This window comes from Halorientalis brevis (assembly GCF_023077655.1).
The window spans coordinates 94,206-114,261 of sequence record NZ_JALLGV010000005.1 but is presented as its reverse complement, the minus strand read 5'-3'; the positions used below and the strand labels follow the sequence as shown (position 1 = coordinate 114,261).

General features: G+C 62.5%; 22 protein-coding genes and 2 tRNA genes. 17 read left to right on the top strand and 7 right to left on the bottom strand.

The genetic code is table 11. The annotated features are described in order from the left end of the window. Positions 1–60: 60 nt before the first annotated feature. Together MU553_RS12420 and MU553_RS12415 are read left to right on the top strand one after the other, a co-directional pair. Positions 61–567, top strand: a complete 507-nt coding sequence (locus tag MU553_RS12420; protein ID WP_247378319.1) for an LUD domain-containing protein — start codon at positions 61–63, stop codon at positions 565–567. Further along, a complete protein-coding gene (locus MU553_RS12415) occupies positions 564–2,777 on the top strand; it encodes an LUD domain-containing protein (RefSeq protein WP_247378318.1) in 2,214 nt (737 codons plus the stop codon). The genes MU553_RS12420 and MU553_RS12415 overlap by 4 nt, the downstream gene beginning before the upstream one ends. Here MU553_RS12415 and MU553_RS12410 read toward each other — a convergent pair. After that, positions 2,748–3,290: a metalloprotease family protein gene (locus tag MU553_RS12410; protein ID WP_247378317.1), complete on the bottom strand. Its 543-nt coding sequence runs from the start codon at positions 3,288–3,290 to the stop codon at positions 2,748–2,750. The two genes, MU553_RS12415 and MU553_RS12410, sit on opposite strands and share 30 nt — an antisense overlap. Before the next feature lie 152 nt (positions 3,291–3,442). Here MU553_RS12410 and MU553_RS12405 point away from each other — a divergent pair, with 152 nt between their 5' ends. Beyond that, positions 3,443–3,739, top strand: a complete 297-nt coding sequence (locus MU553_RS12405) for a PRC-barrel domain-containing protein (protein ID WP_247378316.1) — start codon at positions 3,443–3,445, stop codon at positions 3,737–3,739. 6 nt (positions 3,740–3,745) lie between these two features. Here MU553_RS12405 and MU553_RS12400 read toward each other — a convergent pair whose 3' ends face one another. Continuing rightward, positions 3,746–5,203, bottom strand: a complete 1,458-nt coding sequence (locus tag MU553_RS12400; protein ID WP_247378315.1) for a DHH family phosphoesterase — start codon at positions 5,201–5,203, stop codon at positions 3,746–3,748. 159 nt (positions 5,204–5,362) lie between these two features. On the opposite strand from MU553_RS12400, the gene MU553_RS12395 reads away from it, so the two are divergent. Then, positions 5,363–5,436, top strand: a tRNA-Lys gene (locus tag MU553_RS12395). Positions 5,437–5,867: 431 nt separating this feature from the next. Here the strand turns inward: MU553_RS12395 and MU553_RS12390 are convergent. After that, positions 5,868–6,050: a hypothetical protein gene (locus tag MU553_RS12390; RefSeq protein WP_247378314.1), complete on the bottom strand. Its 183-nt coding sequence runs from the start codon at positions 6,048–6,050 to the stop codon at positions 5,868–5,870. 195 nt (positions 6,051–6,245) lie between these two features. On the opposite strand from MU553_RS12390, the gene MU553_RS12385 reads away from it, so the two are divergent. The 7 genes from MU553_RS12385 (at position 6,246) to MU553_RS23605 (ending at position 11,842) form a co-directional block, all read left to right on the top strand. Further along, complete coding sequence (locus MU553_RS12385) at positions 6,246–6,542, top strand: hypothetical protein (protein WP_247378313.1); 297 nt, start codon at positions 6,246–6,248, stop codon at positions 6,540–6,542. Positions 6,543–6,784: 242 nt separating this feature from the next. Then, complete coding sequence (locus MU553_RS12380) at positions 6,785–8,053, top strand: ABC transporter substrate-binding protein (protein WP_247378312.1); 1,269 nt, start codon at positions 6,785–6,787, stop codon at positions 8,051–8,053. Positions 8,054–8,065: 12 nt separating this feature from the next. Then, positions 8,066–8,935 carry a branched-chain amino acid ABC transporter permease gene (locus MU553_RS12375; protein ID WP_247378311.1) on the top strand — a complete coding sequence of 290 codons (870 nt, stop codon included), beginning with the start codon at positions 8,066–8,068 and terminating at the stop codon, positions 8,933–8,935. 1 nt (position 8,936) lies between these two features. After that, positions 8,937–10,088 (top strand): branched-chain amino acid ABC transporter permease, encoded by a 1,152-nt coding sequence (locus tag MU553_RS12370; RefSeq protein WP_247378310.1) that lies wholly within the window; start codon positions 8,937–8,939, stop codon positions 10,086–10,088. Then, the gene (locus MU553_RS12365; RefSeq protein WP_247378309.1) at positions 10,078–10,866 is read left to right on the top strand and encodes an ABC transporter ATP-binding protein; all 789 of its coding nucleotides are present in this window, start codon (positions 10,078–10,080) and stop codon (positions 10,864–10,866) included. Before MU553_RS12370 ends, MU553_RS12365 begins: the two co-directional genes overlap by 11 nt. Continuing rightward, on the top strand, positions 10,866–11,669 hold the full coding sequence (locus tag MU553_RS12360) for an ABC transporter ATP-binding protein (protein WP_247378308.1): 804 nt from the start codon (positions 10,866–10,868) through the stop codon (positions 11,667–11,669). Before MU553_RS12365 ends, MU553_RS12360 begins: the two co-directional genes overlap by 1 nt. Before the next feature lie 47 nt (positions 11,670–11,716). Beyond that, the gene (locus MU553_RS23605) at positions 11,717–11,842 is read left to right on the top strand and encodes a hypothetical protein (RefSeq protein ID WP_282594300.1); all 126 of its coding nucleotides are present in this window, start codon (positions 11,717–11,719) and stop codon (positions 11,840–11,842) included. A 15-nt stretch (positions 11,843–11,857) separates the two neighbouring features. Here MU553_RS23605 and guaB read toward each other — a convergent pair whose 3' ends face one another. Then, complete coding sequence (guaB, locus tag MU553_RS12355) at positions 11,858–13,339, bottom strand: IMP dehydrogenase (protein ID WP_247378307.1); 1,482 nt, start codon at positions 13,337–13,339, stop codon at positions 11,858–11,860. Positions 13,340–13,776: 437 nt separating this feature from the next. Between guaB and MU553_RS12350 the strand changes: the two genes are divergently transcribed. The 3 genes from MU553_RS12350 (at position 13,777) to MU553_RS12340 (ending at position 15,179) form a co-directional block, all read left to right on the top strand. Further along, on the top strand, positions 13,777–14,673 hold the full coding sequence (locus tag MU553_RS12350) for a DUF5794 domain-containing protein (RefSeq protein WP_247378306.1): 897 nt from the start codon (positions 13,777–13,779) through the stop codon (positions 14,671–14,673). Positions 14,674–14,729: 56 nt separating this feature from the next. Beyond that, positions 14,730–14,957: a DUF5795 family protein gene (locus tag MU553_RS12345; protein ID WP_247378305.1), complete on the top strand. Its 228-nt coding sequence runs from the start codon at positions 14,730–14,732 to the stop codon at positions 14,955–14,957. A 45-nt stretch (positions 14,958–15,002) separates the two neighbouring features. Next, positions 15,003–15,179, top strand: a tRNA-Trp gene (locus tag MU553_RS12340). A gap of 229 nt (positions 15,180–15,408) precedes the next feature. On the opposite strand, the gene MU553_RS23600 is transcribed toward MU553_RS12340, so the two are convergent. After that, complete coding sequence (locus tag MU553_RS23600; RefSeq protein ID WP_282594299.1) at positions 15,409–15,531, bottom strand: hypothetical protein; 123 nt, start codon at positions 15,529–15,531, stop codon at positions 15,409–15,411. A 53-nt stretch (positions 15,532–15,584) separates the two neighbouring features. Further along, positions 15,585–16,055 carry a hypothetical protein gene (locus MU553_RS12335; RefSeq protein ID WP_247378304.1) on the bottom strand — a complete coding sequence of 157 codons (471 nt, stop codon included), beginning with the start codon at positions 16,053–16,055 and terminating at the stop codon, positions 15,585–15,587. Between the two features lie 385 nt (positions 16,056–16,440). Here MU553_RS12335 and MU553_RS23780 point away from each other — a divergent pair, with 385 nt between their 5' ends. The 3 genes from MU553_RS23780 to MU553_RS12325 all read left to right on the top strand — a co-directional run bounded on the left by MU553_RS23780 (position 16,441) and on the right by MU553_RS12325 (position 19,548). Beyond that, complete coding sequence (locus MU553_RS23780) at positions 16,441–16,638, top strand: YgaP family membrane protein (protein ID WP_345893370.1); 198 nt, start codon at positions 16,441–16,443, stop codon at positions 16,636–16,638. A 595-nt stretch (positions 16,639–17,233) separates the two neighbouring features. After that, positions 17,234–17,491, top strand: a complete 258-nt coding sequence (locus MU553_RS12330; RefSeq protein WP_247378303.1) for a hypothetical protein — start codon at positions 17,234–17,236, stop codon at positions 17,489–17,491. 410 nt (positions 17,492–17,901) lie between these two features. Next, positions 17,902–19,548 (top strand): class I adenylate-forming enzyme family protein, encoded by a 1,647-nt coding sequence (locus tag MU553_RS12325; RefSeq protein WP_247378302.1) that lies wholly within the window; start codon positions 17,902–17,904, stop codon positions 19,546–19,548. A gap of 46 nt (positions 19,549–19,594) precedes the next feature. On the opposite strand, the gene MU553_RS12320 is transcribed toward MU553_RS12325, so the two are convergent. Then, entirely contained in the window at positions 19,595–19,846 is a 252-nt protein-coding gene (locus tag MU553_RS12320; protein ID WP_247378301.1) for an MTH865 family protein, read from the bottom strand. Between the last annotated feature and the right edge of the window lie 210 nt (positions 19,847–20,056).

Here is a 20,056-nt window from a genome sequence, read left to right as displayed (position 1 = left end):
TAATTCGCCAACCCCCACTGGGGAAAGGGATTTGGTTGCTGCGCTGTGTTACCGAGTTACATGAGTTCGGAGACGCTCTCGACGTTCGAGTCCTCGCTCCAGGGAGTAGCCACGGTCCACACGACCTCGGCGTCGTCGTTCGCCGAGACCCTGGGAGACGCCATCGAAGAGCCAGCGGTCGGGACGCCGCTCCCTTACGACGGGGTCTCCCTCGCTGAGACGGCCGTCGCCCTGGACCCGTCACCGCTCGAGATCGACGCTGCGGTGACTGGGGTGACGCCGACCGGGATCGGAATCGCCGACTACGGAACGGTGACGCTGCCGTCGAGTGAAGCCGGCGGGGAACTCGTCAGTCTGTACCCGCCGCGGCACGTCGCCGTCGTGGCCGCCAGCGACGTGGTCCCCGACATGCGCGACGCCTTCGAGCGAATGGGCGAGGACTTCGAGCGCGGGACGGACACGCAAGTTCTCGCGACGGGGCCGAGCGCCACCGCCGACATGGGCACGCTCGTCCAGGGCGTCCACGGTCCCCAGGAGACGCACGTCGTCGTCGTGGAGGACCGATGAGTTCCCGACGCGACCGCGCCGAGGAACTCCGGCACCTGATGGAGACCGAAGGCGACGCCATCGGGGAGAACACGCGGACGGTCAACCAGCTGACCGACTACACCCTCCAGCGGTTCGAGAAGTACGAGGACTGTCGCGACGCTGCCCGCGACATCAAGGAACGGGCCATCGCCGACCTTCCGGACCTCATCGACACGGTAACCGAGGCAGTCGAGGCCAACGGCGGGCAGGTCCACGTCGCGCAGACGGCGGCGGACGCGAACCGGATCGCCGAAGGGATCATGGCCGACCACGACGCCGAGAAACTCGTCAAGAGCAAGTCGATGACTACCGAGGAGATCGACGTCAACGACCACCTGGAAGCGGCCGGCTACGAAGTGGTCGAAACGGACCTCGGCGAGTTCGTCATCCAGGTGGCCGACGAGTCGCCGTCGCACCTCATCGGCCCGGCGATGCACAGATCGGCCGACGAGATCGCGGCGCTGTTCAACCGCGAGTTCGACCTGGACGAAGACCTCGACGGCGACCCGCACGAACTGACCGAGTTCGCACGCGAGCGCGTGGGGGACCACATCCGCGAGGCGGACGTGGGAATGACCGGCGCGAACTTCGTCGTCGCCGAGTCCGGGACGCTGATGCTCGTCACCAACGAGGGCAACGCGCGCAAGACCGCGGTGACGCCGGACACGCACATCGCAGTCGCGGGCGTCGAGAAACTCGTGCCGAGTCTCGCGGACCTCCAGCCGTTCACGGAACTCATCGCCAAAACGGGAACCGGCCAGGACATCACCTCGTACGTATCGTTGCTGACGCCCCCGGTCGACGCGCCGATTCCGGACTTCGAGGCCGACGAGTTCCGGGACGCCGACGAGCGGTCGTTCCACCTGATACTGCTGGACAACGGCCGCATGGCGATGCGCGAAGACGACGAGCTGCGGGAGACACTGTACTGCATTCGGTGTGGCGCCTGCAACAACTCCTGTGCGAACTTCCAGAGCGTCGGCGGCCACGGTTTCGGGGGCGAGACCTACACCGGTGGCATCGGCACGGGCTGGGAAGCCGGCGTCCACGGGCTAGACAGCGCGAGCGACATGAACGACCTCTGCACCGGGTGTTCGCGGTGTGTCCCGAAGTGCCCGGTGAAGATCGACATCCCGTGGATCAACACGGTGGTCCGCGAACGACTGAACCACCAGCACACCGACGAGACCGATCTCGAATATCTCGTCGACGGACTGACCCCCGACGAGGAACCCGCAGGGATGGACCGCCAGAAGCGCTTCTTCGGCAACGTCGAAACCGTCGCGAAGCTCGGGAGTCTCGCGCCAGGGCTCACGAACGCCCTCGCGAGTTTCGGGCCGATGCAGTCGCTGCTCGAACGGCTCGTCGGCGTGGATTCGCGGCGTGCGTTGCCCGATTTCGCCGACGAAACGCTGCGGGAGTGGTACGGCGCTCGCGGGGCACAGGTCACCGACCCGGACCGTGACGTCGTGCTGTACCCGGATCTGTACACCGACTACTTCGATCCGGACCGAGGGAAAGCTGCCGTGCGCGTGTTGGAAACCCTCGGCTGTCGCGTCCACGTCCCGGCGATTCCCGAGAGCGGTCGGGCGCCCCTCTCACAGGGGATGATCGAGACGGCGCGCGAGCAGGCCGAAGCCGTCCACGGCGCGCTCGTCACGCATCTCGACCAGGGGCGGGACGTCGTCGTGATCGAACCCAGCGACCTGGCGATGTTCCGCAGCGAGTACGAACACCTCCTGCCGGAGCGGTCGTTCGACAGGCTCGCGGACGACAGCTACGAGCTCATGGAGTACGTCTACGGACTGCTGGAGAACGGCGCCGACGCCGACCGATTGGGCGACTCCGAGAACGATGCGCCGATCGCGTATCACAGCCACTGCCAGCAGCGAACGCTGGGGCTCGACGAGTACACCACGTCGGTGCTCGACGCGGCGGGGTACGACGTCCGAACGTCGACCGTCGAGTGCTGCGGGATGGCCGGCAGCTTCGGCTACAAGCGCGAGTACTACGAGATGAGTATGGACGCTGGCGAGGCCCTCCGCGACGATCTGGGGGACGTAACCGACGAGTTGCTGGTCGCGAGCGGGACCTCCTGTCAGGAGCAACTAGACACGCTGTACGAGCGTCGGGTCCCGCATCCGATCGAGGTGCTCGCGTCAGGGGAGCGCTCCGCCAGTCACGAGTAAGGACTCGCTGGCACCGAAACACACGAACGTCCAGACGAACCCCGCAACGCCGTCGGAGCCGGGGACCTTCGTAAATCCTCGCAGCGGAACGGCCAGCGTGTATCCCAGCGGCTGTCCCCACCGAGGCAGCGCCCGGGCTGTCCTGAAGAGCGTCTCGGTGTCGCCTGCGCTTGGGAAGGCCGTCAACCCGAAACAGGCGCCCAGCCAGTAGCAGGGCAGGGCGAGTGGGAACGTGGGTGCGAACCCCACCAGCGAGAAGGCGACGAGCGCGAAGACAGTGTTCACGACGAGTGGCGCGACGGCGATGGTCACGTCGACCGGGAACGACTCGACTCGCTCGTGGTCGACGTACGCGTCAGCACCGAAGGGATTGAGAACGGGACCGTTGGTCACGGTGACGCCCGTGGCTCGACAGGCGAGGACGTGCGCACTTTCGTGGACGACGATCCCTGGAGCGAGCAGCGCCGTTTCGAGTACGTAGTACGCGCTCCGGAGGAGGTGGGTTGCTGACACGGAATACGTAACTAGAGGTGGACGGGCGACGAATAGTTTCTGTTGCCGATCGGCTGAAGATTGCCGAGATGACGGTTGTCGCCCGGGGAACTCGGCAGACGGATGTCAGACATCGGCCAAAAGTTAAGACCTAGGACGTGTACGCACATTGTATGAACGCGCCAACGCAGGAAATAACTGCCCTCGTGGGTCGGGAAGTCTACTCGAACAACGGTGTTTTCGTCGGTGAGGTCGAGGACGTCCGTCTGAACTTAGACGACGTGAAGGTGACGGGGCTCGCGCTCCACCGGGTCAATCACGACCTCTTCGGCGAGCGGGCGCGCGGCTCGCGGGGCGTCATCGTCCCGTACGACTGGGTACAGGCGGTCGGTGACGTCGTGCTCGTCAGCGACATCATCGAGCGCCTCCGCAAACCCGAGGAAGAGGAAGAAAACGAAGTCGCGGTTTGAAGCTCTCTATCCGCCGTTACTACTACCACCTTCACTTCCCTCGACGCCCATCGCCTCGAAGAGTTTCGTCTTGACTGCTTGTTCTGTGAGCTCCAGCAGCGTGTCCCGGTTGTCCTCGTTCGTTTCGATTCCCGTGAAGATGCCCAGCGGGATCTCGGCGCTGGCGTCCGTCGAGTGGCCTGCCGTGTCGCCGATGTCGGCGAAGGCGTCGGCGAGCACTGCGCCGATGTCCATGCGGATGTCCTTCGAGCGAGCGGCCAGGTAGATCGTGTCGTCGGCGAGTGCGAACACGGCCGTCGTGGTGATGCCTTCGAGGTTCAGGAGGTGCTGGGCGGCCTGGGAGAGCGCGTCCCTGTCGCGGATGAAGCCAGCGTTCGAGATGAGGTGTGACCCTTTCACCTCGCGGTTGCGAATGGCTTCCGCGAGCACGTCGAGCGTCTCGGGGGACATCGACGGGGACTCGACCTGTTCGAGCGTGTCGTGGTCGGCGAAGGGGTACAGGTACGCGGCGGCGGTCAGGTCGGCTGGCGTCGTGTCTCGTTTGAAATCGAGGGTTTCGGCGCGGATGCCGTAGAGGAGCGCGGTCGCGACGTCCTGGTCCAGATTGAGATCGAGTTCCTGGATGTACTTCGTGAGGATCGTCGAGGTCGCAGAGACGTTGGGGCGGACGTCCATGAACCGCGCGTCGTGGGCGTGATCGGGCTCGAAGTGGTCGATGATGACGTCGATCTCCTGGTCGATCTCGGGTTCGCCGCCTTTGGCGTGGTCGACGAGCGCGAAGGTGTCGTACTCTTCGAGCTCCGTCTCGGCGCCGGAGATGAGTTCGATGCCCAGGAGGTTGACGAACGCGCGGTTCTCCTGATGACCGATTTCGCCCTTGTAGACGATGTCCGCCTCGACGTCGCGGCTCTCGGCGATGAGACGGAGGGCGGCGGCGCTGGCGATCGAATCCGGGTCGGGACTGCGGTGGATGAGGATCGCCATGCGCGAGTCCGTGTCGTCGATGACGTCGGCGAGTTGCGTGGCTTTGTACTCGAGCTCGCCGGTCTCGAGGGCACGCAGAGCGGAATCAGCGATGACCGACGAGGGGTTGATGACGACGTCGGCACCGGCTTCGGTGAGTTCGTCGGCGGAGACGGGGTCGGACGCACGCGCGATGATGAATTGTTCGCCGCCGCTGTCGCGGACGTTGGTGACGGCGGCCATGTTCGCCTCGACGTCGGAAGACAGAATCAGAATGACGTCGCGGTCGTCGACTTCGCTGGTGATCGAGTTGTCACGAATGTCGGCAGAGCGAGCGTCGAGATCCTGGTCGCGGAGGGCCTCGACGCGACCTTCGTCCATATCGAGAATGAGGACGTCTTTCCCTTCGGATTCGAGTTCCTCGGCGACGGCGTGGCCCACGCTCCCACACCCGAGAATCGCATACGTAGACATCGAGGCCATCGTGATGCCACTGCTCATGATACTGTCCGCTGGGGCCGGCAGACACTTATAACACGCACCTTCTATCGAACTGGAAAACGTGCCACGGATGAGCCGTGGGTGCGGTGTGCCAACGACTCACCGCCGGCAGGCGAAAGGAAACGTATTTGAACCAACCCCCATTACTCAAAATTGCCAGGGCCGATAGCTCAGTCTGGCAGAGCGACGGCCTCTTAAGCCGTCGGTCAAGGGTTCAAATCCCTTTCGGCCCGCTTTACTCTGGCGCTCACACTTCGTGAGCGCCTGTTGTGCGTAGCCGGAAGATTTGAATCAGGGAGTGGAGCGTAGCGGAACGACCGTGGTTCAAATCCCTTTCGGCCCGTCCTTCTCTGGCGTCGCTCACTTCCGAGCGACGCCTGCAAGGCCGATAGAAAGGATTTGAACGAGACCGGACGCGCGCAGCGAAGCGAGCACGTCCGGGCGTGGTTCAAATCCCTTTCGGCCCGTATTCCTGGCGACGAGCAACCCGTGAGCGCATGCTATTCGCTGCCGAAAGTTTGAACCCGGGCAGTCGCAGCAGCCGAGCGGAGCGAGGCTGGCCGTCTGCACTCGGTTCAATTCCCTTTCGGCCCGCTATACTCTGGCGCTCGCAAACCGTGAGCGGCTGCTGTGTCTCGGAAAGACGGTTGCAGGCGGTCGGCGGTCAGATCGAGTGTCGGCGTTCCACCCACGACAGTTGGTAGACGATACTGCAGAGCAAGAGGAGTCCGACGAACCCGACGAGGACGCCGAGGGAGGGGCTGACGAGTTCGTAGAGGAGGCCGGCGGTTGCGAAGTCGACGGCGGTCAGGGGAAGGGCAAGGAGGGACTGGAGCGGTGGGGACATCTCTACCGTAGCTATTCGGGCGAGGACCGATAAGCCGTCGGAAGGGTCAAAGTGACGTTGTAGCTACCGGACGGGCCGAATGGATTTGATGCGGGTCGTCGAACAGCGGGTATGCCCGCGATTCGACACAGCCGCTGCACTGGGCGCGGCACGCTCGGCGTGCGACGCATTTCTCTGAGGGGGAGCTAGTGACCGATGGCAGACCGAAGGGGAGTCTCGCGCCGAACGGTGTTGCGGACCGGTGCCGGACTGGGCATCGGGACCACGCTGGCTGGCTGTAACCTGCTGAGTAGCGGGAAGGAGCCCGCCGGCAGCGTGGAAACCGAGTTGGTCGCAGACGGGTTCACTGCCCCGCTCGGAATGGTGGTGCCGCCAGGGCAACCGGACCACCGGCTCGTCGTCGATCAAACCGGGACCGTCGAGGAGGTGGCGCCGGATGGGGACCGGCCGGGGCAGTTCCTCGACGTCACCGATCGGATGGTCGACCTGTGAGTCGAACCTCATGTTCGAATAGCTGACAAACAGACGCCGCGCGGGGGTTCTGGCGGGTTGCATCGACTCGTCCCCACTCCGGGGTGATCCCGGATACCTACGGCTGATTTCGGCGTGTAAAATATAGTTTTGGGTAGTTACGTGACATGACTCCCAGTAAACTTATATATAAATAGGAAAATTAATTTTGTCAGGTCATGGTTGCGGGACGTTCACGAGATACTAATGAGAAGGGAGCAAACATGTCTAAAGATAGAAACATACCGGTCGAGCGCCGGTCGTTCTTGCAAGCGACCGGGGCGACAGTAACGGCCGCTGGCTTAGCGGGATGTCGTGGATCGAACGAGACGAGCAAGTTCCAGATCGGAGCGCTGGCGCCGATGGACAGTTCGACTGGCAGGTCGATCAAAAACGCGGCCAACTTGGCCGCGATGGAACTCAACGAGAACGGTGGAATCAACGGCAAGGACGTCGAGATCGTCGCCAAGGACACGAAGGGCGATTCCGCGACGGGGAAGACGGCGTACCAGGACCTGGTGCTGGACAATCAGGTGAACCTGACGGTCGGCGTGTACGTGAGCGAGGTGCTGATGGCGATCCTGGACGACCTCGCCGACACGGAAACCGTCCACCTCACGACCGGCGCCGCGACGCCTCGGGTGAGCACGAAGGTCGGCGACGAGTACGACAAGTTCAAGTATCACTTCAGGACGGGGCCACTGAACGCGATCCAGTTGGGGCAGAACCTCGCCGACTTCTCGCTGGCCAAGTTCGCCGACATGGGCTGGAACAACGTCTACATGTTGCTCGAAGACTACGAGTGGACGAAGGCGATCGAGAAGGTCGTGGGACAGACGCTCCAGCAGAGCGATTTCAACCTCGTCGGCAAGGAGCGATTCCCGGCCGACACCAACAATTACGGGACGCTGTACAACAAAGTCGAGGAGCGGGACGCCGACGCCGCGTTCGTCGCGATGGCGCACACCGGGGGTACGGCGATCTCCTCGTGGGCGCGAGACAGGCGGCCGTTCGGGTTCGGGGGCGTTCACGTCCCGAGTCAGCTGCCCGCCTTCTACGAGAAAAGTAAGAAGACTGCTGCGTACACCGTGACGCAGAACGTCGCGACGCCCCAGAGCGAACTGACGAAACACACTCAGCCGTTCATCGAGGCCTACAAGGACAACTTCAATGGGTTGCCCGTGTACACCGGCTACATCACCTACGACGCCGTGAAACAGTACGCACAGACCGTCTCGAACATGGACGGCGACCCGTCGAATTCGGACAAAGTCGTGGAAGCTTTAGAGGAGAGTTCCTACAAGGGGACGATCGGGACGATCGAGTACCACGGGAAGGGCCACGAACACGCCCACGACGTCATTTACTCCAAGGACAAGGTCAATCCGGTCATCCAGCAGTGGCAGCCCAACGAGGACGGCGGGGGAACGCAGGAAGTCATCTACCCGCCCGAGTACGCGACGAGCGAATACAAACCACCACGGTGGATCTAACAGGAGGTATCGATGGTCAATATTCTCTCTCTCGCTCAGCAAGCGCTCATTCTGAGTGCACTGTACGCGCTCGTCGCCGTCGGGTTCACGCTCATCTTCGGCGTCGGCGGCGTCTTGAACCTTTCACACGGGGCGAGCCTGACGCTGGGAGCGTTTGCGGGACACTACGCGGCGGAAGTGTACAATCTCGGCGTCACTGGTGCGGTACTCGCTGCGATCCTCGTCCCAGCGCTGTTCGGCGCGCTCCTGTATCTCGGACCCATTCGCCGCGTGCAGGACGAACCGATTCTCGTGATGATCATGACGCTGGTGACAGCCGTCGCGATCGAATCATTGTTCCTCGTCGTCGAAGGCGCGGGCTCGCAGACGACGCTCGTCCTGGTCGACGGCGAGACGCCGGCCATCGCCGGCCAGGCCATCCAGTTCAACCAGCTGCTGATGTTCGCCGTCTCGTGGCTCCTGCTGGGACTGCTGTTCCTCTACGTCAACAAGACGGATACGGGACGAGCCATCCTGGCGACGAGCCAGGACCGCAAAGGCGCGTTCCTGGTGGGAATCGACAGTTCCCGGATCAATCTGTGGATGTGGATCCTGGCGGGGATGCTCGCCGGCATCGCCGGCCTGTTCCTGGCCTCGTACGGCCTGGGCGTGTCACCGACCATGGGTCGATCGCCACTGGTGCTTTCGTTCGCCATCGTCGTCCTCGGGGGCCTCGGGTCCATCCGCGGGAGCGTCCTCGGCGCGTACATCATCGGGACGCTCGAAGTGCTGACGATAAGTCTCGTCGACCCCCGACTGCAGGGGCTGGCACCGCTCGTCGTCCTCGTCGCCGTGTTGCTCGTCAAACCATCGGGGCTGTTCGGTCAGGAGGTGCACGCCTGAGATGAGCGATCAGGACCTCGATGCCCAACTCGACGTCGACGACGGGAACCTCACTGCGTGGCTCAACCCGCTGAACAAGCCGCTCCGGCACAAGATCGGGCTCCTCTGTTTGGTCGGGCTCGCGGTGTTGCCCGTGGCATTGACCAGAGGCGAGGCTCAGACGTTCGCCGTCGCGTTCTTCTTCGCGATGTTCGCGATGAGCTGGGACCTCGTCTCTGGCTACACCGGCCAGATCAGTTTCGGCCACAGCGTGTTCTTCGCGGTCGGCGGATACACGTCAGCGCTGTTGAACCTCGAAATGGGGATCGCGCCGCTGCTGGCCATTCCCGTCGGCGTGCTGATGGCAGCCGTCTTCGGGCTCGTCATCGGCGTGCCGGCGCTCCGACTCCGCGGCCCGTACCTGTCGCTCGTGACGCTGATCGCTCCGCTCATCCTGCTCCAGGTGTTCGTCGTGTACGGCGACCTGCTGGGCGGAAACACGGGGCTGGACAATCCGGAATCGCTGTTCGGGCTCGGATTCACCGACGTCCTCCCGCTGTACTACCTCGCGTTCGGGCTGTTCGTGTTCGTCCTGTTGATACTGCTCGCAGTGACCCGATCCGACGCCGGGCGCGTCTTCACAGCGATCCGCGAGAGCGAGGACGCCGTCAACTCCGCGGGTCTCAACCCCGCTAAGTTCAAGATCTTCGCGTTCGTGCTGAGCGCCGCGCTCGGTGGGCTCGCCGGTTCTGTGTACGTGCACACGCCGCTCGTGACGCCGACGCCGGACGCGCTGCTCGAACTGTTCCTCAACATCGAGATCATCATCGCCGTCATCATCGGCGGGATGGGAACGATCGTCGGCGCCGCGGCCGGCGGCATCTTCTTCGTCGTCGCCCGGTACTTCCTCGGCCAGTTGAACTTCACTGTCCCCGTGCTGGGGACGCCCGTCACGGAAGTGAACCTCCTGTTGTTCGCGCTGGTGTCGCTGCTGCTCGTGTACGTTCTGCCGGGCGGCCTCCTGCGCGGCGTCATCCTCGGTGGCCGACGTCTCAGAAACCGGTCCAGCGAGGACGCAGACGTGGCGGCCGACGGTGGCGAGATGGTGAATCCGCTCGCACAGGTTCTGAACAATTACCGCGACTTCTTCGGAGGTGACGACGATGAGCGCTGATCCTGAAGCACCACCAGAGTGGAGTGACGAACTCGGACCGAACGACGGCATCCTCGTGATGTCGGACCTCACCAAGAACTTCGGCGGCATCACGGCCGTCGACGAACTCTCATTTGCCGTCCAGGAGGAGGAGATTCTGGGCTTCATCGGCCCGAACGGCGCCGGCAAGTCCACGACGTTCAACTGCATCAGCGGCATCTACCCCCCGAGCAGTGGGAACATCTGGTACAAGGGGGAGAACGTGACCGACCTCCCGCCGTACAAGATGGTCAAGCGCGGGATGGCGCGGACCTTCCAGTCGTTCCGGCCGCTCGAAGACCGAACGGTGCTCCAGAACATCGCGCTACCGCTCGTGCCGGACAAGCTGTTCTCGCTGGCCGGCCTCCGCGGCGACACGATCCGGAAAGCCGAAGGCGTCTGTGAACTGGTCGGACTGGACGACCGGATGGACATGACGCCGGACGAACTCCCGCACGCGGGGATGCTCCGGCTGGAACTCGGTCGGGCACTGGCGACGAACCCGGATCTCCTCTTGCTCGACGAGCCGTTCGCGGGTCTGTCGGACCCCGAGGTCGACGCCATCTCCGACCTGCTCAAGCAGCTGCGGAACGACGCTGGCGTCACCCTGGTGGTCGTCGACCACAACATGCGCGGGCTGTTCCCGCTCATCGACCGAGCGGTCGTCATCCGCTTCGGCGAACTGCTGGCCGAAGGCACGCCCGAGGAGATCAGGTCCGATCCGATGGTCAAAGAAGCGTACCTCGGAGGTGGCGCGTAATGAGCGGCGGTGAGCCGCTCGTCGGCGTCGACGACCTCGAAGTCACGTACGGGAAGGTCTCGGCGCTGCGCGGCGTCTCCTTCGACGTGGAACAGGGCGACTTCGTCGCCATCATCGGCCCGAACGGGGCCGGCAAATCGACCCTGAGCGACGCGCTCGCCGGCTTCGTCGACTATCAGGGCACGATCGAGTACCTCGGCGAGGAAGTCCGGGAACGCATGGTGGCCTCCTCGATGGACATCATGCGCCAAAAGGACCGGACGATCGGCGAGCGAATCGGCACGCTCACCGACCGCTACCTCACGAAAGGGGCGCGGACGATGGTCCGCGACGGGCTGATCTACTGCACGGAGAAACGCAACCTCTTCGGCGAGATGTCCGTCAAGAAGAACCTCGACCTGGGGACCTACCAGCGGAAAGGGAACGTCTCCCAGCGGCGGGACTTCGTGTACGACCTGTTTCCCGTCCTCCAGGAGCGGCAGGACCAGCTCGCACAGACGCTCAGCGGCGGGGAACAGCAGCAACTCGCCATCGGCCGTGCACTGATGAGCAACCCCCGGATGCTCCTGCTCGACGAGCCGACGCTCGGGCTCTCACCGACCGTCCGCCAGGACATCGCCGACGCGCTCACGCAGATCCACAAGGACGGCGTGACGATCCTGCTCTGTGAACAGAACGTGACCTTCGCGATGGACCTCGCGGATCAGGTGTATCTGATGGAAAACGGCCTGTTCGCCCGGCAGGGTGCGCCGGAGACGCTCCGGGGCGACGAGTACATCCAGAGCGTCTACCTGGGCGAGTGATCGCTCCGGTCACAGCTATTTTGTGTCGCTGAACGCATACGCCGGTAATGGCTGCGTTCGCGTCCTACGACTGTGCGAACTGTGGGAAAACGTTCAGAGCACACACTGCTGGGAACGCTGCGGCGAACGCCTACTGCAGTCCGCAGTGTGAATCCGACGGCAAAGAACTGTAGTCGTAGACCTGGCGGTTACTCGCCGGGGCTGTAGTTCGGCGCTTCGTCGGTGATGACGACGTCGTGTGGGTGGCTCTCCTGCTGGCCGGCCGAGGAGACGCGGACGAACTCCGCGCGCTCTTTGACTTCCGGGATCGTCTCCGCGCCGACGTAGCCCATGCCGCTTTTCATGCCGCCGACGAGCTGGTGCAGCTCGCTCTCCACCGTGCCCTTGTACGGCGTCGCTGCCTCGACGCCCTCCGGGATGACCTCCTCGTCCTCGTCGGCGTCTTTGAGGTAGCGGTCGCCGCCGCCGGACTTCATCGCGCCGACCGAGCCCATGCCGCGGTACTGCTTGTACTTCTTGCCGTTCATCGTGATGACGCGGCCCGGCGCCTCGTCCGTGCCGGCGAAGTAGGAGCCGAGCATGACCGCGTCGGCACCGGCCGCGATGGCCTTGATGGCGTCGCCGGAGTAGCTGATTCCGCCGTCGGCGATGACCGGGATGTCGTGCTGGTGGGCGACGTCGGCCACCTGCGAGACGGCGGTGATCTGGGGCATGCCCGCGCCGGAGACGACGCGAGTCGTACAGATGCTTCCCGGGCCGATTCCGACCTTGAGCCCATCGGCGAAGTCGACGAGGTCTTCGGCAGCCTCGCGGGTACCGATGTTCCCGACGACGACGTCGGCGTCGACGAGCTCTTTGATCTCTCGGGCGCTCTCGACGACGTTCCGGTTGTGCGCGTGGGCGCAGTCGATAAAGAGCACGTCGGCACCGGCCTCATCCGCGGCCTCCGCGCGATCCGTCTCGAAGGGACCGACGGCGACGCCGGCCCGGAGCGCACCGGATTCGTCACGGGCGGCAGTGTCGTACTCGCGGCGCTGAAGGATGCCCTGCATCGTCACGAGGCCGACGAGGCGGTTCTCCTCGTCGACGATCGGGACTCGCTCGATCTTGTGGTCGTACATCAGTTCGAGGGCCTCGCGGGGCGTGACGTCCTCGGGAGCGGTGATGACCTCGTCGGTCATCGCCTCGCGGACTTCGTCGCGGTCGCCGACTTCCAGATACGGACGGATGTCCGTCCCGGAGATGATGCCGAGGACTTCGTCGTCCTCGTCGACGACGGGTGCACCACTGACGCCCGCTCGTTCCATCATCTCGTCGACGTCGCGAACCGTCTGATCGGGCTCTGCGGTGACCACGTCGCGGATGATGAGTTCGTCGGCGCGCTTGATGCGCTCTATCTCGGCGGCCATCTCGTCGACGTCCATGTTCCGGTGCAGCACGCCCAGTCCGCCCTGGCGCGCCATCGCGATGGCCATGTCGCTCTCGGTGACGGTGTCCATCGCAGCCGTCAGCACGGGCACGTTCAGGGAGACGTTGCGCGACACCTGCGTCGTCGTATCGGCCTCGTCGGGCTCGACGTGACTTTCCTTTGGTCGCAGGAGTACGTCGTCGAAGGTCAATGCCTCTTCGACCCGAAGCTTCTCGGAGAAGAACTCGTCGTCGTTCGCCATGTAAACCGTGGCAGGCCGGGCGTCAAAAGGGTTGCGAGACGAGCCCACCGCGGGTACGCGTGACACTCCCCACTCGGTGGCATACCACTTCCCGTCCACTGCGAGCGACAAAACTGATCGTTTCTCCCAAATAACTGCCTAATTCCGAGTGATCACATACTCCTGTCTCCTACAGGTGGACGATTCCAGGGGTGTGCGGACAATACCCACACAACGCTTATGACCGCAACAATACTTGTGGCTAGTATGGACTCCGCCAGCCAATCGAGTGTGTGCGTTGCGCGTCAGCTGTCAGTCGCTGGAGACAGCGGGACAAATTTTGACGCACACACATTCAAACAGGCGGAGGATGCGCCCAAATTCGACCGTCGCGGTCGAGCCCGACGCTATCGAGGCGCATATCACCCACCGGCCACGGGAGACGGCCATCGTCTCTGATGAGTAAGTCCCAACACCCGGTTGCACTCCGCATCGAGCAGCGCGTAGGTGGTGCGACCAGGCTCCTCGGGACGGTCATGTGCCTCCCGTTACTGGACGGAATCTTCCCGGCCCTCGTTCTGGCGGGTGCTCTGTCGAGCCCGCTGGGCATCCTCGAAGTCGGTCTGCTCATCTTCAGCGGCAGTGCGACGGTGGCGGTCATCCTCGCGGAGATGGACGGCACGGTTCGCGAGCAGGCGACGGCTGTCCTCGCCGTCGGGGTCGTCCTCGTTACGGGGGCAGTCCTCGAAGCAGCGCTCGCGCCCACCATCCGCGGTCTCGTGGACCTCGCAGTCTTCGAGCGGTTCGCGGGCCTGGTCATCCTGGCAGTCGCCGCCAAGACCGCCAGCGCCCGGATCGGCGAGTTGCTCCCTCGCCCGGCGATCATCATCGCCTTCGGTTTCCTCGCCAGCGTCGATCCGTCGGGTGCGGAACTCGTCGTCCAGGCCGACCCCGATCTGATGCTCAGGGCGGCCGCCGCGGCACTCGTGGCCGTCGCCTTCGCGCTCCACCTGGCCGTGTTCGGCCCCTGGCTGCGCGAGGTCGTCGACATCGACCGGTTCCGCTTCGGGAGCGCCGTCGCGCTCGGGGTGCTGCCCCTCTCGCTGTTCGGGCTCGTTCCCGGGAACGCCCCGATCGCCCTGGCCGTGTTAGCCGTGTCGTTCCTGTTCGCGTTCGATCCCGAGGGAACGGCCTTCGGAGACGTCTTCGACTCGGCGTCGACTGGCGATCGTGACGCCGAGATCGTGGCGAACGGCGGGCGTCCGGTAGACGACGAGGACGCAGACGACGAGTACACCCCCGGGCCTGCGAGCCCTGACACGGTGTCAGATGAAGACCGGGCGCCGTGGCTCTAGCGTCACTGGGAATCCGTGAAGGGAAACCTTAGGACGTTCACTCCGTGACTAGAGATATGGCCGACAATCGCGTCGTACAGGGGCGGATGGTTACGCCAGGCAAACTGGCCGAACTGATCGAAGGCGAACGGGTGATGGACGCGGAAGCTATCGAGGATGCTGACCGGGACTGCCCCGAGTGTGGCGGTGACGTCCTGAAGGTCGGGTACATGCCCTCTGTGACGGAGTTCGTGACCGGCTGGAAGTGCCAAGACTGTGATTGGTCTGACACCGATCGGGACTGACCGAATCGAAACCCCTTTAGGGAGTTTGGTCTTACGCGGTAGTGCGGGGTCGTGGCCAAGTCCGGCATGGCGACTGACTCCAGAGGCACCGCGCCCGGGACGAAACTCCAGACTGATATACTGAGCGGACGGCTGATCACCGCCCGCGCTGATGACCCTCTGGAGTTCCGAGGCGCAACCGGAGATATCAGTCGATCGGGGGTTCAAATCCCTCCGACCCCATTCTCATTAAGAACGATACAGAAGAGAAGTTAGTGTCTTGAGTTGCGTGTAATCGCTCGCAGCCCTCACTGAATCTAGTCGCGCTCGTTTTCGGCTTCTAGATGGCCTGCGCGCTGAATCGGTTATCCAGCGTCGATGATCTCCCAGTCGCCGCGTTGGCGTGGCGATCGCGTACTGAATCCCAGATAGGTATTGTCAGCGTTGTAATACACCTCGCTCGGATACTCGTTCAACGGGTATCTGTAGGCTCGATCCCGCGCGTGTCGTCCGGATTCGAGGTCGGCGCGATGGAAAACTCGTGCGTGATGTCGTCGACGTACTCGTCATCGAACGCTTCGGTGTAGTCGACCACCACGTAGACGTCTTTGTGTAGCGGATCCGCGTCGGGAAAGAGGTCCTACTTGTTTATCTCGGCCCCGTCGTCGAGCCGTCACCGTCGGTGTCTGACTGGGCGGAGTTTGTCGAGTACTCGTTGAGCTCTGCAGAATCGTTCAGCGAGTCCCCGTCCGCGTCTGCTTTCGTGGGATCTGTCGTGTTCTGTCGAAACTCTCGGTAATCGGTTAGTGAATCCCCGTCGGTGTCTTTCTTCGTCGGATCAGTCCAGAGCCGCCTTTCACGTGTATTTCCGAGGAAGTCGTTATCGGAGCCAAGGATCGCAGTAGCAGTTGAATCTGGCGTCTGCGTAGCCGGTGGTTCCCGAGACGTCGTTGCCGGTGCCGATGGAACTGTTTCAGTGGACGTCTTTGGATAAGAGGACGATCGCTCTGGAAGCTGTTCTGTGGTTGGGCTGCTTTCACCCTCGTCGACGACCCCACCGGTGCATCCTGCGAAAAGAACTGCGAGAACGACTGTCCAGAGAATCAATTTGTTCGTCATGGTAGTGCTGCTATCATCATTCCAACAATACGTTTCAGACTGGCTGTCACTTGCTGTCGTAATCCGGAGACTCGGAAACCGGCCAGTACGCTACTTCTCAGCCACTCCTGTCCCTGTACGGGATTGGCTCGTCGCTGGCGAATACCGGCCTCTCGAGTCGGTGAACAGCCAGTATTGAACGAATTATCACGTGTGTTTTCACAAGATGGGAATGGTCGGTGCCCTTTCTTTACACCACTCCCTATCGTTAATCGTCGCGGGACCACTTGATATGCCCTTCAGCCCGGCGCGTGGTTTCCCGTGATTGCGGGGCTCATGTCATCCCGCACACTCTGAACTTCTAAGGGGAACCTTTAGTATGTTATAGTAAATACAATACTATACAATGACAAACGGCTGTGACAAGTTTGTCCGTCGCATTGCTGGCACAGTTGTCCTGATCGGATTTCTCCTCGGATGGTTCGTCAATCACTGGTTCTTCCTGATTGACGCGTTCGCAGGCGCAAACCTTCTCCAAAGCACGTTTACCGGGTTCTGCCCTCCGCAGATTGCGTGTCAGTGGTGGCACAGTAACGCTAACTGATCTGCTCCCCTTCTCGAAGAGTCCATCAAGAACGTCGAACCAGGAAGTGCAACTCTGGTCGAGAGGTGAGCAATCGTTCGCGCCGCGATTGTGTGACGAGCGAACGATTCCGCTGGACAGCGACACCGCTGAGAAATCGGTGGGGAGTGATCACTCACTTCGGTCTTTTCACGCCTCTACGAGGTGCTTTGCCGTCTGTTCGGCGCTGGCGTATATGAGCGCCCAAACGAGGCCTGCGGCGATTCCCCAAATCCCCATCCCGAATATTATCCACACGCCCATGTGTGAAATAATCACAGTCGAGAAGTAAATAACTGTCCCTGGTGTGGACAACCTGGCTCCAACAGAACTCCTCGACGGTGTTCATGGGTTTCTCTCGTTCGATCGCGAGTACGTGGAGACCTGGCTGTCCCCACTCGTCGCGCTGCATCGATAAACTGGAGTACAGTGAACAGCTGCTGGCGCACGTTCGGGACGACGAGCGTCGCCGGTCACCCAGGCTACGCAGTAAGACGACCTTTTACCTCCGCCGAGGACTGCGCCGTCGCAGAGTAGCAGTGATATAACAAAGACTGTCGTCGGTTGTCGTTCACGCATGACCCAGGAAGTCGATGGAGACCGAGTCAGGAAGGCCGTGCGCATCCTTCGGGAAGAGTTCGGGACGCCGAATCAACTCGAACTCTACTACTACGATCACGACGACGAGAAACACATCAACTTTCACTGCCCCGACGAGGTCCCGGGCGTCGAGGCGAGTGCAGACGATCGCTATCGGTTACGACGCACTGAGCTGAGTGGCACCGTCGCGTGGTCGCTCGATCCCATCGAGATTCCGAGTGCACTGAAGGACTGACCCTGGGGACGAATGCCTTTGGTGGACCGACGCGTGAGGTATCTCGGTGTGAGTCAGGCCACGCCGTGAGCCGTTCCGTTACGTCCGAGTCCGTCGATTCATCTCCCGGTCACCTTGAGCGTAGATCAGCGCCCAGATGACGAGAACGCTCGCTACCCACAGGACGAGACCGAACAGGACCCACATGTCGAAACCGTGTGGGCCGACGGCTTTTGTTATGTCTTCACAAAGGACTGGTAAAAACACGTTACCAGCGACGCTCGGCTGCCAGTTTCGGTCTAGCGCCAGTGAAGAATCGAATCGGGCGACCCGTCGTCGAATGGTACACACGTGTGAAAGAATGCTCGCGTGAGATGTCAGTTAGGGAGCCAGACTTATTACGCTCCCCGGTGTGTCTGGCAGTTGTTACCATGGAACTCTATCACGGTGAACCCCTCCGGCACATGGGTGACCTCCTCTCGATGGCGGCCTCCCGATACGAAGACGATCCGGCGTTCGTCTCTTTCGGACAGGCCCAGACCTACGGTGAGATGGATACGCAGGCGAACAAGGTCGCGAACGTCCTGGTCGACCACGGCGTGGAACCTGGCGACCGGGTAGGACTGTTCGTCCCGAACACGTCACAGTTCCCCGAGGCGTACTTCGGGGCGATCCGCGCCGGTGCCGTCCCGGTTCCGCTGAACCTCAGGATGGATCCAGAGACGCTGGTCTACGTCGTGCAGAACGCGGAGGCAGACCACATCATCGGTTCGCCCTTGCTCGCAGACGAGGTACAGCGCCTCGCCGAGGCGGCCGAAGTCGGGACGCTCCTCCTCAGCGGCGTGAGCGGGGACGGCGTCGTCAACTACTCCCACGCCGTCGAGGATGCGAGTCCGGAGTTCGATCGCGTGGACAGAGCGTACGACGACGTCGCTGCCCAGCTCTACACGTCGGGGACCACCGGGAATCCGAAGGGCGTCCTGTTGACACACGAGAACCTGTTGACGACGATCGAGGCGTTCGACAAAGGCGGGTTCGCCATCGACGCCGAGGACAGCATGCTCCTCGTCCTGCCGCTGTTCCACATCTACGGCCTGAACGCCATCATGGGGACGTGCATGTACAACGGGTCGACGATGTACCTCCAGCCGCGACCCGAACCTGAACCGATGCTTCGCGCCATCGACGATAACGACATCACGACGTTCGCCGGCGTCCCCGCGATGTACACCATGATGTTCCGTGAGTACCGCGAGAACCCCGACGAGTACGACCTCTCCTCGCTCGAAGACGTCACCTGTGCAGCCGCTCCCCTCCCCGACGAGGTCCGTCGGACGATCGAGGACAGGTGGGGCGTCCCCATGACCGAGGGCTGGGGCATGACCGAAACGGCGCCGGCAGGCACTGCTGAGCCGTCCCGCGGAGTACGGAAGGAGGCGGGCTGTATCGGCCCGGCTCTGGACGGCATCGACATCAAACTGGTCGATCCCGACACCCGCGAGACGAAAGTCTCGACCGACCAACTGCGCCCGCGCGTGGACGACGACATCGATTTCGACGACGAAGACGCCGTGACGGGGGAGATGGCAATCCGTGGACCGAACGTCTTCGAGGGGTACTTCAAACTCCCCGAGAAGACCGCGTCAGTGTTCGACGACGAGGGATACTTCTACACCGAAGACATCGCTCGCGTCGACGAGGATGGCTACTTCTGGATGGTCGATCGCGCCGACGACATGATCATCGCCGGCGGCGAGAACATCTACCCCGCAGAGGTCGAAGACGCGCTCTACGAACACCCGAACGTCGCCGAAGCGGCGGTGGTCGCAGCCCCGCACGAAGTCAAAGGTGAAGCGCCAGTCGCGTTCGTCGTCGTGGAGGACGGAAGCGACGTGACCGAAGAGGAACTCCGCACGTTCTCGCTCGATCACGTCGCGACGTACGCCCACCCGCGGCGCATCTTTTTCGTGGACGAACTCCCGCGCAGCGCGACGCAGAAGGTCCAGCGCTACAAGCTCGAGGAGGAAGTCGAGGAGCGACTCGACGAGCCGCTCCAGTCGTCGAGCGAAGAGCTGTAGCTACCCCGTAGCGTTCAATAGAACTGGAATTCGAGTTAGTCGCCGTTCAGATCTCGCCCTGGTCTTCGAGTTCTTCCATGATGTCGTCGACGAAGTCCTCAGGGGCGTCGTAGGGGAAGTCCCCACCGCTGAGCTTCGTGTTCAGTTCCATAGCCGTCATCGAGAAGTCACCGGACTCGAACGTCGTGGACGGCCCGTTCGGCAGCGCCGGGACGAGGTCCATCGGCGATGAAATCGGGTAGTCTGCACCTTCGAACGCTTCGATCATCTGCTCACGCAGGTCATCTTTGTCGGTCATAGTACATCACATTCATTGGGCACTGGTATTAAAAATCATTCGAGTTTGCCAACTGAACACATTGTTTTCAGTTTATTTGGGTTGACCGGAGTTTTACGCCACGAGCCCAGCGAAAACAGTTAGAACGGCGCTCCGGCCAGAGAACGGGCTATCCCAACATCGCTAACTGATTCTCTGAAAATCCAAACGGAAGTAGAACAATAGTCCGAA